A 15,147-nucleotide genomic window follows, 5' to 3' on the forward strand; every position below is an offset into this window, starting at 1 on the left:
CAGCAGGAGGCAGGGAGGCCGGGGGCTGGCCAGGGCGTGGCTCGTGGAGCGGACATGTCGCTCGCGAACGTGAGGGAGCTGTGGTCGTACCAGGGGCATGGCGCCCCCATCCAGAAACCGTGCCAGCAAATCGTCGTGCTTCACATGGTATATTGAAAACTTCGCCCTCCTTGACTGGTGGATGGAGGGCGCTTTGATCTCAGGAGGGCCGACCCTCGCGGCAAGCCCACTCGTTCCACCAGTGTTTGACTTTTATAGGGAGATTCATTTCAAATGTTGAATCAAACTCCAGAATATCAATCCTGTCTCCAGAGTTCAGAGAAGGTCTCCTGGCGTCTTGATGACCTGTTGCCCAAGGACACGGTCCTGGATTTCAGCCACCGGTTCCTTTCGGATGCGCTGACGGGCGCGGAAGCCATTCCCTTCCTGAACGCTGAGGAGCGGCTGATGCTGAATCACATCCGCTCCAACAGCTATGCGCACCTGTTCCTGTTCCTGGAGGAGTACGCCGTGGCCCTGGCCGCCCAGCGCGCCAGCCTGGAGCTGCACGGGAACGCGACGCACATGCGCGCGCTCCTTCGCTTCACGGAGGAGGAGCTGAAGCACCAGCAGCTCTTCGCGCGCTTCACCGGCGCGTTCGCCCGGGGGTTCAAAGTTGTCCCGGCCCTGCTCGACAACCACGTCGAGGTGGCACGGGCCATCATGGCGAAGTCGAACCTGGGGGTGCTCATTTTCAACCTGCACCTGGAGCTGATGACGCAGCAGCACTATCTGGAGACGGTCCGCGGAAACAAGACCGAGACGCTGGATCCGCTGTTCTGCAACCTGCTCAAGCACCACTGGCTCGAAGAGGCGCAGCACACCCGGCTGGACTTCCTGGAGGCGCAGAAGATCCTCGCCCGGGAACCCGATACCCTGGACGCGGCCCTCACGGAGTACGCGGAGTTGCTCCAGGCGCTGCGGGGGACGTTGAACGCCCAGCTCGCGCTCGATCTCCAGACGCTGGAGAAGGCGGTGGGGCGCACGTTCACCCCGGAGGAACACAAGCACCTGTCCGAGTCCCAGGAGCGCTCGTATGTCTGGGGTTTCATCGGAATGGGGATGAAGGCGCCCCTCTTCCTCTCACGCCTGCGCGCGCTCTCCCCCATCGCCGAGCAGCGCGTCCTGGAGTTGGCGCCGACGTATTACTGTGATTGAGGGCGGGCTCCGGGACCGCCGCCTCGCCGTGCCGGTCCGGACGGGCCGCCCCTCTTCCGAGGTTGGCCTCGTCTGGCGCGGCGCGGTGGCGCACCAAGCGCGCGGGTGCATCAAGCGCCAGTGCCATGGGTCCTGGCTGTCCCTCGCCCGCTGGCACTGGGCCTCCCAATATCCTTCGAATTATGCTGCGGCGCACAGCGATGCCGACATGCAGTTCGCGAACTTCCCCAAGTTCGGTCGCGACGATGCGACATGGACCCGGGACGAGTTCGATAAGATTTATGAGCTGTTCTGGCTGAACATCTTCGGCCCGAAGTTGGTGGAGTCCGTAGGCCGGGAGCGGATGCTCTCGACGCCTGCGCACCTCGTGGAGGAACTGCCCAATGGTTCCGTTCTTCTGGTGCTGCGACCCACGGCCGCAGACTTCGACAGCGACGAGGCGCGCGTGGTCCAAGCCCGCGCCCTTGTCCACCTACGGCCAGACCTCGACTTCGACACGGTGCTTCGCACGCTGAGGGAGCGCAGCGCCGCACTCGTACCCATCGAGCCGCGCTTCCACCCTGACGTGGCGCCGCTCCTTGCTCGGCTTCCGGACGAGTTCTCCCTGGGCAACAGGCAGCGAAAGATCGCCGAACTCAATGCCTTCCGACCGCCCGAGCCGGAAGAGTGGCTCCCGGTCGCCTTGCCGTCCGACGTGGAGAACCCGGAGCGCGTTCGCAGCCACTATGAAGACCTGTCAGAGGGCCTCGTGGCTGTGCTTCACACGGATGTGCCCTCCCTCATGGAGGAGACCCAGGTACGCGTGGGCAAGCGCGTCTGGCTGCCCTTCCTCCGTGCGCGCCGGTACATGCAGTCGCGCGAGTCGCTCTTGGCGTATTCGCTCACCCAGTTCTTCAAGGAGGCGGAGCGGTACCGGCCCTGACTCGGAGCTGCTGCTCGTCGCGCGCCAAGCGGTGTCGGTTGGCGCGCTGGGGGCACAGGCGCAGTCTGCCAACGTTTGCCGAATTGAATCCGCCTCTCTTGGGGCTGACGGCTGCTTTCGTCGCGGTAATTGCCCCACCGGCGCCTCGCTCACTCGCCTTGACGCGGCCTGGATGCGCTCAGGATGCAGCGACCGAATATCGGGTAGGCACAGGTCGGTTCACGCAACGTCCAGCCAGAGCGCGGCACCTGCACGGTCTGACGAGACGCTTACCGCGCCCGGGCCAACCTCCAGGCCTTCCCCGATCGCGAGTTCGAGGGTGGGCTCACTTCCAACCGCAGCGATCCGCAGTCGTGACGTCATCGCGAGCAGATAGCCTTGGCGCGCCCGGTCGACGATAAGAGTCTCCTCGCTACCCGGAACGAGATCCACCCACCACAATCGCGCATCGGCTCGGAGCGGCATTTCGGGATCGCCCGCCAGCAACTGGCGACCTTGGCCCGCGAGCTCGCGAGTGAAGTACGCGGGCGCCCCGCCGAACGTGTTCGGCTGAAACCAAATCTGCAGCATTCGCGTCGGCTGGTCGGTGTCGTTGCCTTCGGCGTGGACGATTCCGCTGCGTGCAGAGATCAACTGAGCGGACCTGGGTCCGAGGGTCACGCCGTGCGCCTGATCACCGTGATGCGACAATGATCCGTCGACTACGACGCTGAGAATATCCATCTCGCGATGCGGGTGGATTGGGAAGCGCGAGTGCGGCGCGAACGTCGCGTCAGCGAGCACGAGAACGGGTCCCATGCGTCGCCCTTCTCCTGCCCTTGGGCCCACCGTCGCGACGAAGTGATCTCGAAGCGAGAGCCACGACAGCGTGGTGGTGGGAAGAGATTCGATGGTGCGATGAACGAGGTGGGGCATCGATTGTCTCCTAGGCCGAAAGCATCCGGACAGCGCGAGGGCGCCGCCCCCGATCAGGACGGCGCGCTTGGACAACGTCACGCCTTGATTCCGAAGGGGGCGTTGATCACGTAGCACCATCCCTCGTCTGCCCCGCTCCGCATGACGTCCGACTTCATCGTAGTTCTCCTGGGTCCGTCGTCGAATGACGGTACCCACGATGAATAGTTGTTGTCGACGCGATTGATGACTCCGCGTCTTTGCACATATCATGTGCGTTCATGCACATGTCGTGGGACGAGATCCAGACCATCGAGGCACTGGTACGAACGGGCAGCGTCGAGGCAGCCGGGCGCGAGCTCTTGCTGCGACACTCGTCGGTGTCCCGCCGCATCGCTGGACTCGAAGCGAGGTACGGGGCGGTGCTGTTCGTGCGCGGCTCGCGGCTTGTGCCGACCCCGCTGGCGGCGGAAATCGCGCTCCGCGCCGGATCGATGCGAACCCAAGCAACCGAGGTGGCGGGTCTGTTGACCGCGGAGCAGCGGGGACGGCAGCAGCGAGTGGTGATTACGACGAGCGACGTCCTGGCTCCGCTCTTGTTTCTGGCGCTGTCCACCATCTCACCGACGCAATCCGTGGAAGTACTGGTGAGCGACCAGGAGATGGCTCTGGTGCCGGGACGCGTCGACCTCGCGCTTCGTCCGAAGCACGAACCGGGTGGCGCGCTACGTGGACGTCGGCTTGGACGGTTGCGGATCGGGGTCTATCGAAGGTCCAGCGGGACGGCGAACTGGATACTTCCGAGCTCGGCCCTCCGCGCCAAGACCTCGATGCAGTGGTGGCGCTTTGTTCCGAAGGAGGCACCCGAATCCGTTCTGTGTGACTCGCTGCTCGGGATTCGAGATGCCTGCTGTGCCGGACTCGGACTCGCGGCATTTCCGAGCTTTCTCGCTCATGGAGACCCTCGGCTCCGATTGGAGAGAGAGCTCGAAGGAGGACCTCCGCTCTGGCTCCTCGCGCCGGCTGCTCGCGAGGGGGCAAGGGGCCTCAAGGGGACGCAGGACGCCCTCTTCCGGGCCCTGCGCGCGACCGAAGGGGCCTTCGCGAAGTAGGGTCAGCGGGCCACGGCACGTCGGTATCAACGCTCGGCGAAGATGAAGTCCCTGTGCCTGCCCAAAATTCGGTCGCTGCGTCACGGGTGCGTCAAAACGCACGCCATGACGGGGCGCAACAGGTCCAACGGACCGTCGGGCCCTCTCTCATTCATGACGGGTGCGGAACTTCGCCCGGGCCAGTGCCCTTGATGCCGCCGCTATCCTCATGGAGGGCGCACCTGTGGCTACCGACGGGGCGCAGCAGGAATCTGGCTTGCCTGCTACGGCCAGTCAGAACGGCAGGATGCGGGTATTCGTAAAGGCGCTGGCCGAGGCGATACGCTCGGCCCTGCGGAGCCGTTCGGAGCTGGTGCTGGAGAACCTGGCTCTTCGCCAGCAGCTCGCAGTCTTCTGTGAGAAGCGCCCATCCCCGAGGCTTGCCCGGGGCGACCGCCTCTTCTGGGTCGTTCTCCAACGCCTCTGGAAGGGTTGGCGGAGGCCACTGTGCTTGGTGCAGCCGGCGACAGTGGTGAAGTGGCATCGGATGGGCTTTCGGCTCTTCTGGCGCTGGAAGTCCTGGAGTCGGGTGGGGCGGCCTCGGACAACTCCACTGGGGATGGACGTAGGCCAGACAATGGTCGCTCGGTACGTGCCCAGACCGAGAAGGGGAGCGCCGAACCCATCGCCCTCATGGCGAAGCTTCTTGCGCTTGCATCTGGCGGAGTCTGCGGGGATGGACTTCTTTGTCATTCCCACCGCGACGTTCGGAGTTCTGCTGGGATTCGTGGTGGTGAGTCACCGGGACAGGCGAATCCTCCACCTCAACGTGACAGCGCACCCGCCGGAGGAATGGACGAAGCAGCAGTTGCGAGAGGCCTTCCCTTGGGCCAGCGCTCCGCGGTATTTGCACCGAGATAGGGACAAGCTCTACACCGAAGGGGTTCGTGCCACTCTCACCCATCTTGGGGCTCGCGAGGTGCCGAGTTCAGCACGTTGTCCGTGGCAGAATCCCTATGCGGAGAGAGTCATCGGCTCGATTCGCAGGGAACTGCTGGACCATGTCGTCGTCTTGCACGAGTCCCACGCTCGGCGCCTGCTGCGCGAGTACCAGCGTTACTACAATGCGAGCCGGACGCACCTGTCGCTCGGTAACACTCTCACGGACCTGCGCCTGCCTCACCATCCTGCCTACCTTCGCAGGAAGGGAGGGGGGCCACACGCAGGCAGAGAGGCGTTGAGACGTCTGGTCCGGGCGTAATTCCGACCTCAATCAAGCAGGAGAGAGGTCCCGGCGACTCGTCGTGCGCATCGCTCACCGTCATGACGCGCGTTTTGACGCAGCGACCGAATTTTGGGTAGGCACAAGGGGTCCGCGCGAGTCTTGCGCGTGCGGCCCCTCCCTACACCTTCTTGGCCTTGGGCGCGCGCCTGGTCGTGGGGGAGGGCTTGGGCGCAGCACGTGGGGCCGGAGCCGCCGCGGGCGCCTGAGCCGCCGAGAGCTGCTGTCGTGCACGGGAGCTGAAGTTGGGGTTGGTCGTCCACCAGTCCAGGCCCATCTCCTGCGCCCGCTCCACCGAGCAGATGATCAGTCGGATCTGGATGGTCAGCAGCTCGACGTTCGTCAGATTGATCTTGATGTCCCCGGTGATGACGATGCCCTTGTCCAGCACCCGCTCGAGGATGTCGGCCACGGAGCTGCCGCGGGTCGAGGTGGGCGGGTAGTGTCGCTGAGGGGGCGTCGTCACGGGATCGTCGATTTGGGCCATGGCTCCTCGCTCTCTGTCCGCTGCTCGGCCAGCCTCACAGCGTCGTGCCCAGCGGCCCGAGGTCCAGATTCAGGTCCTCGTCCGTCAGGTGGAATTGCTTCTTCAAGTCATCCATCTGCTCCTGCAGGCGCAGGAAGGTGACGCCCAGCCGCTCAATCTGCTCCTCGCTCAGTGAGCCGGCGTCAATCCGTCGCAGCGCCTGCCTCTCCAGCAACTGGCGGATGAGCTCGACGACGGCGAGCACCAGCCGCACCAGCCCGGCCTGGACGTTCTCCTCGTCCAGTTCCAGCTTGGGCGGCTTCGTCGGCTCCAACGCTCGGGCGAGCTCCTCCACCGCCTGTGGTGCGCCCTCGACTGCCATGGTTCACCCCGTCTCCCATCCCGCGCGTGGGCGGGTCCTCCACCCGCCTCACTGCAAGCGCTGCGGATGTTCGGGAAGGGTGCCCACCTCCAGCGCCGTCTCCACCGAGGTCAACAGCAGCCGCAGGCCCAGGTAGATGAGGTCCACGTCGGCCACCGAAATCACCAGGTCACCGCTGATGACCACGCCCTTGTTGAGCACCCGGTCCAGCAACTCCAACACCGAGGCGCGCTCCTGCTGTGCCTCGGGTGTCGTCGCCTGCCCGTTCATCTGTTCTCACCTCCAGGGCCTGTTTTAGGAGTCGCAGGCCCTGCCCCTTCCTGTGCTTCCTTCAACGCGTCCAGGCGGTCGAGCAGCTGCGACTCCTGCTCGTCGAACTGCTCCTCCGTGATCTCGCCGCGCTCGAGCTCCCGGTACAGGTCGCTCAGGCGGGTGCGGAGGTCGGTCTGCTCCTTGGCCTGTTCGTCCTGCACGGCCTTGTGCACCGAGCGGAAGATCCACGAGATGCTCCGGGCAGGGGCCATCAGGATGTCGTCCAGGATGATCAAGGTGCCCCCTGCGCTGCCTCTTCCACCTCTTCGAAGTGGATTCGCAGCTGGGTGAAGTTGTACGGCGGCCAGGGGCCGGTCACGTCCACCTGGAAGTTCTCGGGCAGCGTCGCGCCCAGCTTCTCCACGGTCGCGTTGAAGGCGTCGACCTTCTTTTGTGGCACCAGCGCGGCCAGATTCACCACCTCCGACTCATTGCGCGGCTCGTTGACCACGGTCTGCCTGGCCACGGACTCGATTCCATCGAGCACCTTGTCGGCGGTCGCCTCACGGAAGCCGTTGAGCAGGTCGACGAAGTACTTCCCCAGCTCGATCTTCTCTTCGCGCGACGGTTCCCCCTCGCGGTAGAGGTCGTCCCGCATCGCCTTGAGCTCGGGGAAGGCGTTGACGTAGTACCCGAACGCATTGGGGGCGCTCAGCCGGATCCGAAGGCCCATCTCCACATTCCCACTCACCGCACGGAGTTGCGTGAGGAAGTCGTTCGCGTGCTCGGCCAGCAGGTTCCGGACCTCCCGTTCGCTGCCGGCAATGATGCCGAACGCGACCGGCAGCATCGGCGCCTGGTCCATCACCTGGCCCAGCACTGCGCTGTGGGTGCTGAGGTGTTTACGCTCCGGCCGAAGCGACTGCTGCTCGATATTGCTGACGATGGCCGCCAGCTTTCCGGACGTCACCGGGTGCACGTCTGCCCCCTGGATGCCGGGAGTGTCGAGGTTCAGCGAGTCGACCACCTCTATCGGAACCACCGCGTACAGGTAGCGTCCCTCCGGGGTGGACTTCTCGTGTCGAGTCTTGGCGCGTGGCATGACGTTGTCCTGTCCTGTTCAGGTGGAGGTTCAGACCGCGACAGGCGCAGCCGCAGCGGCGGTGAGGCCGATGGCGTCGGCGTACTTGAGGTAGGTCTCGATCGAAGCGATCACGACGCGTGCCTCGATAGAGAGCACCTCGATGCCGACCAGCGAGACCTTCACCCAGGCATCGACCACGATTCCCTTGTCCAGGATCCGGTCGATGACGTCGGCCGTCGAGGACGTCCCGGTAGAAGTTGAGACGTTTGCCATGACGTATTCATCCTTTCTCTTGGAGGTGCTCCAGCTCGGCGAGGGCTGCGACGGCAGGCTTTGCCAGGTCTGCCACGAAGCCGTAGGGGGGCCACGGGCCGCTGCACATCACATTGCCGGGGCAGTCTTTCTGGAAGCGAAGGAAGGCCCGCCGGAACTCGGCGAGCTTGGGGCGCTCCACCAGGAAGGCCATGGAGAGCAGCTGCCCGTCTGGGCGAGCGGCATGGTCCCAGGTGCAGCGGACGAACAGCCCGGAGAAGGCCGCCTGCGCCCGCTCCGCCACGCGCCGGGCAGCGCGGTCCACACGTGTCTGCTGCGCGTAGAAGCGACGCCGGTTGTCCAGGTAGGCCCGTCCGCGGGTCTGGGCGTCCGCCTCGGTGGGCGCCCCTGTCTGCGCCGGGGGCTCGGCCACGTCCGACTCCTGGAACAGGATGCGCAGACCCATCTCGTCACAGCCCTCCACCTGGGCCAGCGCGTCCGAGAACGGCCGCTCGTAGCGGTGCAGGAACTCCACCACCTGTTCGGGGTGATGGACGAAGCAGCCGTAGCGCATGGGCAACACCGCCAGTCGGCGGTGCAGCTGCTCGACCACCCGGGCGTACTCCAGCGCCTGCTCGATGCCGGCCGAGGAGGCCAGCTCCTCCGCCACCGGCGAGATGGCCGCAGCCAGGTGGCCGTGCTTCACCGCCATCAGCGGCGCCTGGTTCAGCCCCGGCGGCAGCGCCTCATTCGCTGCCTGCCGTGCGTCCAGGATGCCGTACACGATTGACTTCACGGCCGCTCCTCCAGGCTGGGGCAGAAGCTGTAGGGAGGCCAGGGGCCGGTCGCCTCTACCGTCAACCCCTGCGCCTGGTACCGGGCCGCGAGCTGCTGCACGCGCTGGGTGAACCGCTGCACCTGCCCGGAGTGCACCAGGAACGCGGAGTTCAGCACCATGTCGTCCTGCCGGCCCGAGAGCCCGCGATCTGCCAGGCGCAGGGGTTTCACCGAGATCGCCCCCGGGGCGAGCTCCTCGCGGATGTGGGCCGCCAGGCGCTGTCCCTCGTTGCGGCTGCGCTCGTCGAGCTCGCGCTGCAGCTTCTTCTCGTGGAAGTAGCGCGCGCCGGGAGTCTCGGGGAGGTGCTGGAGGCGCTGTCGGAACTCGGGCGCTCGCTCCAGATGAGCGCGCAGGCGCTGGGCGTTGGCGTAGACCTTGACTGCCCATTCCTCCTTGTCGGCGATGTCGTCGAGGAATCTGGAGATCTCCTGCCGGTGGGCGTCGACCACCTCGGACAGCGCTCGCGGTGAGGAGAAGATCGCCCCGAAGCTCACCGGAAGCACCGGCGAGGACTGCATCACCTCCTCGAGCACGCGCTCGTGCCTGACCGCCCGGGGGGCCACCCACTCAAGGTCCTGGGTGTGGTCCGCACCCTCCGGCCCCAGGAACTCCTCCATCGAGAGAGGACTGCAGATGGCGGCAAGGTTCCCCAGCTTCAGCGTCCGCACGTCGGCGGCGTCGCTGACACCGGGAACGGAGAAGCGCTCCACCGCCCCTGCCCGCGTGAAGCCATAGACGTACAGGGCCTGCTGGCCCTTGCGGCGCCCCTGCACATCGGGATTGCCGTGGGCTCTCATGGCCGGCGTGCCTCCTTGTGCCCACGGATCGCCTTGAGCAGGCTCTCGGATGTGATGACGAGGCGCTTTCCCTTGCCGCTGATGACGTGACGCACGGCATCCCAGGCGGCCTGGTTGCACACGGCCTGGATGTCGGCGCCGGAGAAGGACTCGCTGCGTGCAGCGAGCACGTCCAGGTCGAGGTTTTTCTCCACCGGCTTGTCGCGCAGGTGGACCTGGAAGATTTCGCGCCGCGCCTCGCGGTCCGGCAGAGGCACGTCGACGAGCAGGTCGAAGCGTCCCGGGCGCAGCAGCGCAGGGTCGAGCAGGTCCGCGCGGTTGGTGGCCGCGAGCACCAGCACGCCGGTCAGCTCCTCGATGCCATCCATCTCGGACAGGAACTGGCTGACGACCCTCTCTGTGACGCGCTCGTCCATCCCCCCGGCGGAGCGCGTCGGCACGAGCGAGTCGATCTCATCGAAGAAGATGATGCAGGGGGCCGCCTGACGGGCCTTCTGGAAGATCTCGCGCACCCCCCTCTCGGACTCCCCCACGAACTTGTTGAGCAGCGCCGGGCCCTTGACCGAGATGAAGTTGACCTGGCTCTCGTGGGCGGCGGCCTTGGCCATCAGCGTCTTGCCGCAGCCGGGAGGGCCGCTCAGCAGCACGCCCTTGGGGGGGCGGACCTTGGCCCGCGCGAACTCCTCGGGGTACCGGAGCGGCCACTCCACCGCCTCGATGAGCCGCTGCTTGAGCTGCCCCAGTCCGCCCACGTCCTTCCAGCCCACGTCTGGGGTCTCCACGAACACCTCGCGGATTGCCGATGGCCCCACCTCGTGCAGCGCCGCCTGGAAGTCGGCCATCGTCACCTGGACCTGCATCAGCTCGTCGTAGGGAATCTCGGCCGAGGCGAAGTCGATGTGGGGAATCAGCCGGCGCAGGCAGAGCATCGCCGCCTCGCGGCACAGGGCCTGGAGGTCTGCGCCTACGAAGCCATGCGTCACGGCCGCCAGATGGTCCAGGTCCACGTCCTCTGCCAGCGGCATGCCCCGGCTGTGGATGGCGAGGATCTCCTTGCGCGACGTGCGGTCGGGGATGGAGATGGCGATCTCGCGGTCGAACCGCCCCGGGCGGCGCAGCGCCGGGTCCAGCACATTGGGGATGTTGGTGGCAGCCAGCACGATGACGTGCCGGCGTTGGGCCAGGCCGTCCATCAGCGACAGCAGCTGCGCCACCACGCGCTTCTCCACCTCGCCCTGCACGTTCTCGCGCCGGGGAGCGATGGCGTCTATCTCGTCCACGAAGATGATGGCCGGGGCCCTGCGCTGGGCCTCGTCGAATATCTGCCGGAGGTGGGCCTCACTCTCTCCGTAGAACTTGTGCATGATCTCCGGGCCGGTGATGGTGAAGAACGCCGCCGCCGTCTCGTTGGCCACCGCCCGGGCGATCAGCGTCTTGCCGCAGCCCGGCGGGCCATACAGCAGCACCCCCTTGGGGGCGTCGATCCCGAGCCGCTCGAACACCTCCGGATTCCGCAGCGGCAGCTCCACGATCTCGCGGATGCGGCCCAGCTCCCGCTTCAGCCCACCCACGTCCTCGTAGCTGACGGTGCGCGCCCGCTCGTGCGTCACCTTCTCCTTCTCCGGCGCCTTGGCGACCTCCAACAGGGTGTTGGGGTGAATCACCACCGCCCCCACAGGAGCGGTCTCGACGACGCGGAAGTCGGCCGTGCGGCTGCCGAACAGCAGTGCCCGGACCCGGTCTCCCTTCACCACCGGCAGTCCGTCCAGCAGCGTGCCGATGTAGGCCAGGTCGCGCTGCGCGGGGGTGAACTCCAGGGGCGCCAGCACGACCTTCTCGGCGTGTCGGGCGGGGGCCAGGGTCAGCTTCACCGGCTCGTCCAACTGCACCCCGGTGTTGGCCCGGGTCACACCGTCAATCTGGAGGATTCCGCGCCCCCGGGCGTCCGGGTAGGAGGGCATCACCCTGGCCGCGCTGCGGCGCTTGCCGGACAGCGTGACGATGTCGCCGATCTGCGCCCCCAGCCGCTGCATGTCGGCGGGGTCCATGCGGGCGAGGCCACGGCCCAGGTCCTTGCCGAGGGACTCGGCGGCACGCAGCGTCTGCGTACGTTCCCGTGTCGCGACGGTCACGAGTGGCTCTCCTCCTGGGCGGTGAGGCGGATCTCGAGGACGCCGTTGCGGCAGCTGGTGTGCATCTGCCGGCGGGTGAAGCGCCTGGGGAGCAGGACCTCCTTGTGGTACTTGAGCGCCCCGTGCTCGGCATGCAGGGTCAGGATGTCTTCGCGGAGCTCCAGCGTGATGTCCTTGCGGTCGACACCTGGCAGCTCGGCCACCACCAGCACGTCCGGCCCCTCCTCGAAGACATCCACCAGGGGCTCGCGGATGGGGTGGACGACCGCCTTGCCGGTCTGGTGATCCTGGCGGATGTTCCCGAAGGGCTCCACGCGCGGAATGCCGCTCGGTTGACCGGGGGCGCCTCCTCCGATCCGCACGTTGAAGCCATAGACGCCCCTGTGCCCCTTGTCGGAGGCTCCGAATTCTCCGGAGCGTTGGAGCTGTTCGCCCTTCTCCGCGAGCTCCGCCAGTTTCGTGACGAGGGTGGTGATTCCTTCGAGGAACCCTCCACCGCTGATGCCGGTCTTCTCTGCCATTGCTCCACCTGTCGTGATTCAAAGCTCTGGCATCCCCCCCTCCATGCCCAGCGGCAAGACTCGAAGGTGGGGATTCCGCCCGCCCCATGCTCAGCGAGGAGCGGCACGGATAGGGGCCGGCTGGTGATGCCTGGTCGGTGGGTATCGGCGCATCGCCTGAGGGGGCTCGTCAGTCATGGCGCTCCCCTGCCCATCGCCCAGGAGGTGGCAGATCGACCTGGCGGGGCGGGAGGGGTGGGGTCGCCTCACCTTCCCTGAACTTCGCCGCCTGTCGTGTCTACGTTCTCCATGGACAACGCATGCGCGTCCGGCACGCGTGTGCGTCAGCGGTGTGAGCACCCATGGCCTCGGTCAAAGGAACTGCGAACGGGGGGAACACGCGCAAGCGCGTCCAGCAAGAGACGCTCCCCCAGGATGTACAGGCGCAGGAAATGGAATGGTTCCACTCGCAGCGCGAGGCGCTCATCGCCAACTTTGCGCAGTCCGGAGCGAGGCTCCTCACGGTCGCGGCCAGGCGGTTGCCGACCGTGCTGACGCGGCCCGTGCTCGAGGGGGGAAGCCGCGTTCTCCAGGACACCACCCTCTATCTCCAGGAAGGGTCGATGGAGGAGTGGCTCCGCGACGCGCAAAAAAAGCTGAAGGAGAGGCCGGGGAGCTCCATCCTCGGGCTGCTGGGCATTGGACTGCTCGCCGGGCGGCTGCTCCGTAAGATGGCGGAGAAGGGGGGCAAGAAGGGAGGGGCCGAGGCCTTCCGAGAACGATTGCGCGAGAGCATGTTCCTGGCGACCCATGGTGGAGTGGGGCGGCCCCCAGCCGCCGCACGTCAGCGGTTGCTGAGGGGGGGATCGGGTGGAGCGCCGACGCAGGGAGGAGTGGCCGAGGGCTTCAAGGAGCGATTGCGCGAAGGCATGTCCATGGCGACCCATGGTGGTGGAGTGGGTCGGCCCCCGGCCGCGACGCGCCTGCGCCTGCAGAAGGCTGGAGGGCCGAAGCAGGGGGCGCCACGCAAGCGCGACGTGAAGGAGAGAGCGCCGCGAGAGCCCGCGGTGAGGGCGAAGGAAGTGGCGCGAGACGTCGCCGAGGGCGCCCAGGACGCAACACGTGCCTTCGACGAGGTCACCAAGAGCGCCCAAGGTGCAACACGCGCGTTCGCCGAGGCGACCCGGGGCGCAGCGCGCGAGGGCGGTGAGGTTGCGAGAGGCGCGCGCAAGGCGATGAAGGACACAACGCGCGAGGTCGCTCGAGGGGCAGCGAAGCCAGGGGGGAAGAAGTCGCCGCCCAGCACCGAGGCCACGTCCACGAAGGCGCCCGCACAAAAGCCGAGCGGCTACCTCGGTATGGGGGCCTTCCCCGTCCGGCTGCCGGAGAGGCTTGCGAAGGTCCATGGCACCCAGAGCGGCCTCAAGGTCGCGAGCGTGGAGCCGGATGGCCCGGCCGAGGAGGCGGGGCTGCATCCGGGTGACACGCTGCTCACGCTCGAGGGGCAGCCATTGCGAGAGGTGGATGACCTGGTCGCGCAGCTGCCTCCGGAACGTGTGGGCCAGACCGTGCACGCCAAGGTGCTGCGCGCCGGGGCTGCCAGGGGCATCGACCTCATCGTTGGCGCGCACCCCTGAGCCGGGTGTCGCGAGCGCTCATGCGGCTCACTCGCCGACGAGCCGCTGCGTCCTCAACGGCGATGATTACGTCGAACGACGTGTTCCGAGTGTAGTGGCAGTGTTCCGATATCGATATCGACGAGATGCTTGGAGAGGGCATGGCGAAGTTGGACGCGGTGTTCCAGGACGTCTCACGCGCGCATCTCAGTGCGTTTATTCCTGGCAACCCATGCCCCGCTCAGCTTTTCCAGGAACTCAGTCCCGAAGAGGGGGACGGTGCTGGCGCCGGTTATCCTCATTCTTGAGTCCCCCAATCGCGCAGAATTCATCAAGCGCGACCAGCGAGTTCCTGCAAACGGCAAGACCGGAGAGCAGATTGAGAAACACCTGTGGAGGGCATTGACTCCTCTGCGCGGCGCAAACCTCAACGGCCGTCCACTGATTCCAATCCGCTGCAGTTGCTGTCCGAGGGCTGGACGGTAGTGGGAGCAGCCGAGGCGGTAGGCGTCACGCAAACCACGGCGCGCACCGTCCGTCGCCGCTACCAGCAGGAAGGCTTGGTGGGAGCGCTGCATGAGAGGCCACGGCCCGGAGCGGCGCGGCTTCTGACGGAGAGGCAGGCCAGCGAGGTAGTCGCCATGGTGTGTGCGCCGCCGCCGGAGGGCCGCGGCCGCTGGACGGTGCGCCTCATTGCCCAGGAGGCGGTGCGCAGGGGTTTCGTTGCGAAGGTTGGGCGGGAGACCGTGCGCGAACTGCTCCTGCGTCATGACTTGAAGCCTTGGCGGGAAAATGTGGTGCGTGCCCAAACTGGACACCCAGTACATCGAGCGCATGGAGGACGTTCTGGAGTTGTACGCGCGGCCACTGTGCCCGGCTGAGCCCGTCGTCTGCTTCGATGAGAGGCCCGTGCAACTACTGGAGTGGGTACGTCCTGCTTCGTCGGCCTGCCCTGGACGAGAGGCACGCCAGGATTACGCCTACTTCCGTTGTGGCACCGCCAATCTCTTCTGCGCAGTGGCGCCCAAAGCGGGCTGGCACTTCGTGAAGGCCACGCCCAACAGAAAGAGCGAGGCATTCGTCGAAGCGCTGCGAGACATTGCCAGTCAATACCCGGACGCAGAAACCATTCACCTGGTGCTCGACAACCTCAGCACCCACTCCTGCCGCGCCCTGAGGGAACTGCTGGACCATGTCGTCGTCCTGAATGAAGCCCATGCTCGGCGCCTGCTGCGCGAGTACCAGCGCTACTACAACGCGAGCCGGACGCACCTGTCCCTCGGGAAGGATGCGCCCGAGAGGCGTGAGGTGCAGGGCTCGGAGCACGGAGCCAAGGTGATAGAGCTACGGGAAGTCTTCGGGCTTCACCATCGGTACGAGCGCCGAGCTGCGTAGAGCCTCGGTCCTTCCGATGCCCTCATAGACCCGCGCGTGCTGCACCA

At 66.4% G+C, this 15,147-nt stretch carries 17 protein-coding genes and 1 pseudogene; 7 read left to right on the forward strand and 11 right to left on the reverse strand.

Annotated elements, in window-relative coordinates:
* Positions 1 to 273 precede the first annotated feature (273 nt).
* Together BHS09_RS08940 and BHS09_RS08945 are read left to right on the forward strand one after the other, a co-directional pair.
* On the forward strand, positions 274 to 1,197 hold the full coding sequence (locus BHS09_RS08940; protein ID WP_140788952.1) for a hypothetical protein: 924 nt from the start codon (positions 274 to 276) through the stop codon (positions 1,195 to 1,197).
* A 133-nt stretch (positions 1,198 to 1,330) separates the two neighbouring features.
* A pseudogene (locus BHS09_RS08945) lies at positions 1,331 to 2,119 on the forward strand (hypothetical protein); the annotation flags it as partial.
* Between the two features lie 219 nt (positions 2,120 to 2,338).
* On the opposite strand, the gene BHS09_RS08950 reads toward BHS09_RS08945, so the two are convergent.
* Positions 2,339 to 3,034 carry a pirin family protein gene (locus BHS09_RS08950; protein ID WP_237080255.1) on the reverse strand — a complete coding sequence of 232 codons (696 nt, stop codon included), beginning with the start codon at positions 3,032 to 3,034 and terminating at the stop codon, positions 2,339 to 2,341.
* Between the two features lie 266 nt (positions 3,035 to 3,300).
* Here BHS09_RS08950 and BHS09_RS08955 point away from each other — a divergent pair, with 266 nt between their 5' ends.
* Positions 3,301 to 4,125: a LysR family transcriptional regulator gene (locus BHS09_RS08955; RefSeq protein WP_237080257.1), complete on the forward strand. Its 825-nt coding sequence runs from the start codon at positions 3,301 to 3,303 to the stop codon at positions 4,123 to 4,125.
* Positions 4,126 to 4,840: 715 nt separating this feature from the next.
* On the forward strand, positions 4,841 to 5,365 hold the full coding sequence (locus BHS09_RS08960; RefSeq protein WP_237078163.1) for an integrase core domain-containing protein: 525 nt from the start codon (positions 4,841 to 4,843) through the stop codon (positions 5,363 to 5,365).
* 142 nt (positions 5,366 to 5,507) lie between these two features.
* Here the strand turns inward: BHS09_RS08960 and BHS09_RS08965 are convergent, their stop codons facing one another.
* From BHS09_RS08965 to hsp20, 10 genes are read right to left on the reverse strand one after another with little or no spacing between them, the layout of a single operon-like run.
* Positions 5,508 to 5,873 carry a gas vesicle protein gene (locus BHS09_RS08965; protein ID WP_140788956.1) on the reverse strand — a complete coding sequence of 122 codons (366 nt, stop codon included), beginning with the start codon at positions 5,871 to 5,873 and terminating at the stop codon, positions 5,508 to 5,510.
* A 34-nt stretch (positions 5,874 to 5,907) separates the two neighbouring features.
* Entirely contained in the window at positions 5,908 to 6,234 is a 327-nt protein-coding gene (locus BHS09_RS08970; RefSeq protein ID WP_140788957.1) for a gas vesicle protein K, read from the reverse strand.
* 48 nt (positions 6,235 to 6,282) lie between these two features.
* Positions 6,283 to 6,504, reverse strand: coding sequence for a gas vesicle protein (locus BHS09_RS08975; RefSeq protein ID WP_011552834.1), 222 nt, complete (start codon positions 6,502 to 6,504; stop codon positions 6,283 to 6,285).
* The gene (locus BHS09_RS08980; RefSeq protein WP_140797674.1) at positions 6,501 to 6,782 is read right to left on the reverse strand and encodes a gas vesicle protein GvpG; all 282 of its coding nucleotides are present in this window, start codon (positions 6,780 to 6,782) and stop codon (positions 6,501 to 6,503) included. Before BHS09_RS08980 ends, BHS09_RS08975 begins: the two co-directional genes overlap by 4 nt.
* Positions 6,779 to 7,588 (reverse strand): GvpL/GvpF family gas vesicle protein, encoded by an 810-nt coding sequence (locus BHS09_RS08985; RefSeq protein WP_140788961.1) that lies wholly within the window; start codon positions 7,586 to 7,588, stop codon positions 6,779 to 6,781. Before BHS09_RS08985 ends, BHS09_RS08980 begins: the two co-directional genes overlap by 4 nt.
* Before the next feature lie 30 nt (positions 7,589 to 7,618).
* On the reverse strand, positions 7,619 to 7,843 hold the full coding sequence (gvpJ, locus tag BHS09_RS08990) for a gas vesicle protein GvpJ (protein ID WP_140788962.1): 225 nt from the start codon (positions 7,841 to 7,843) through the stop codon (positions 7,619 to 7,621).
* Positions 7,844 to 7,850: 7 nt separating this feature from the next.
* The gene (locus BHS09_RS08995) at positions 7,851 to 8,618 is read right to left on the reverse strand and encodes a GvpL/GvpF family gas vesicle protein (RefSeq protein WP_140797675.1); all 768 of its coding nucleotides are present in this window, start codon (positions 8,616 to 8,618) and stop codon (positions 7,851 to 7,853) included.
* The gene (locus BHS09_RS09000; RefSeq protein WP_237078164.1) at positions 8,615 to 9,457 is read right to left on the reverse strand and encodes a GvpL/GvpF family gas vesicle protein; all 843 of its coding nucleotides are present in this window, start codon (positions 9,455 to 9,457) and stop codon (positions 8,615 to 8,617) included. The genes BHS09_RS08995 and BHS09_RS09000 overlap by 4 nt, the downstream gene beginning before the upstream one ends.
* Entirely contained in the window at positions 9,454 to 11,589 is a 2,136-nt protein-coding gene (locus BHS09_RS09005; RefSeq protein ID WP_140797676.1) for a CDC48 family AAA ATPase, read from the reverse strand. Before BHS09_RS09005 ends, BHS09_RS09000 begins: the two co-directional genes overlap by 4 nt.
* Complete coding sequence (gene hsp20, locus BHS09_RS09010) at positions 11,586 to 12,110, reverse strand: archaeal heat shock protein Hsp20 (protein WP_140788966.1); 525 nt, start codon at positions 12,108 to 12,110, stop codon at positions 11,586 to 11,588. The genes BHS09_RS09005 and hsp20 overlap by 4 nt, the downstream gene beginning before the upstream one ends.
* Positions 12,111 to 12,541: 431 nt before the next feature.
* Between hsp20 and BHS09_RS09015 the strand changes: the two genes are divergently transcribed.
* From BHS09_RS09015 to BHS09_RS09025, 3 genes are all read left to right on the forward strand, one after another.
* Positions 12,542 to 13,726, forward strand: coding sequence for a PDZ domain-containing protein (locus tag BHS09_RS09015; protein ID WP_237080259.1), 1,185 nt, complete (start codon positions 12,542 to 12,544; stop codon positions 13,724 to 13,726).
* Positions 13,727 to 14,097: 371 nt separating this feature from the next.
* Entirely contained in the window at positions 14,098 to 14,586 is a 489-nt protein-coding gene (locus tag BHS09_RS40230; RefSeq protein WP_140797678.1) for a helix-turn-helix domain-containing protein, read from the forward strand.
* Positions 14,507 to 15,100 (forward strand): transposase, encoded by a 594-nt coding sequence (locus BHS09_RS09025; protein ID WP_237080260.1) that lies wholly within the window; start codon positions 14,507 to 14,509, stop codon positions 15,098 to 15,100. Before BHS09_RS40230 ends, BHS09_RS09025 begins: the two co-directional genes overlap by 80 nt.
* The last annotated feature ends 47 nt before the right edge of the window (positions 15,101 to 15,147 follow it).

This window comes from Myxococcus xanthus (assembly GCF_006402735.1).
GTDB lineage: Bacteria > Myxococcota > Myxococcia > Myxococcales > Myxococcaceae > Myxococcus > Myxococcus xanthus_A.

Coding starts and splice junctions, on each gene's coding strand:
- BHS09_RS08965 (WP_140788956.1), bottom strand. CDS start 5,873: ATGGCCCAAATCGACGATCCCGTGACGACGCCCCCTCAGCGACACTAC.
- BHS09_RS08975 (WP_011552834.1), bottom strand. CDS start 6,504: ATGAACGGGCAGGCGACGACACCCGAGGCACAGCAGGAGCGCGCCTCG.
- hsp20 (WP_140788966.1), bottom strand. CDS start 12,110: ATGGCAGAGAAGACCGGCATCAGCGGTGGAGGGTTCCTCGAAGGAATC.
- BHS09_RS08950 (WP_237080255.1), bottom strand. CDS start 3,034: ATGCCCCACCTCGTTCATCGCACCATCGAATCTCTTCCCACCACCACG.
- gvpJ (WP_140788962.1), bottom strand. CDS start 7,843: ATGGCAAACGTCTCAACTTCTACCGGGACGTCCTCGACGGCCGACGTC.
- BHS09_RS08985 (WP_140788961.1), bottom strand. CDS start 7,588: ATGCCACGCGCCAAGACTCGACACGAGAAGTCCACCCCGGAGGGACGC.
- BHS09_RS08940 (WP_140788952.1), top strand. CDS start 274: ATGTTGAATCAAACTCCAGAATATCAATCCTGTCTCCAGAGTTCAGAG.
- BHS09_RS08960 (WP_237078163.1), top strand. CDS start 4,841: ATGGACTTCTTTGTCATTCCCACCGCGACGTTCGGAGTTCTGCTGGGA.
- BHS09_RS08970 (WP_140788957.1), bottom strand. CDS start 6,234: ATGGCAGTCGAGGGCGCACCACAGGCGGTGGAGGAGCTCGCCCGAGCG.
- BHS09_RS09000 (WP_237078164.1), bottom strand. CDS start 9,457: ATGAGAGCCCACGGCAATCCCGATGTGCAGGGGCGCCGCAAGGGCCAG.
- BHS09_RS08955 (WP_237080257.1), top strand. CDS start 3,301: ATGTCGTGGGACGAGATCCAGACCATCGAGGCACTGGTACGAACGGGC.
- BHS09_RS09015 (WP_237080259.1), top strand. CDS start 12,542: ATGGAATGGTTCCACTCGCAGCGCGAGGCGCTCATCGCCAACTTTGCG.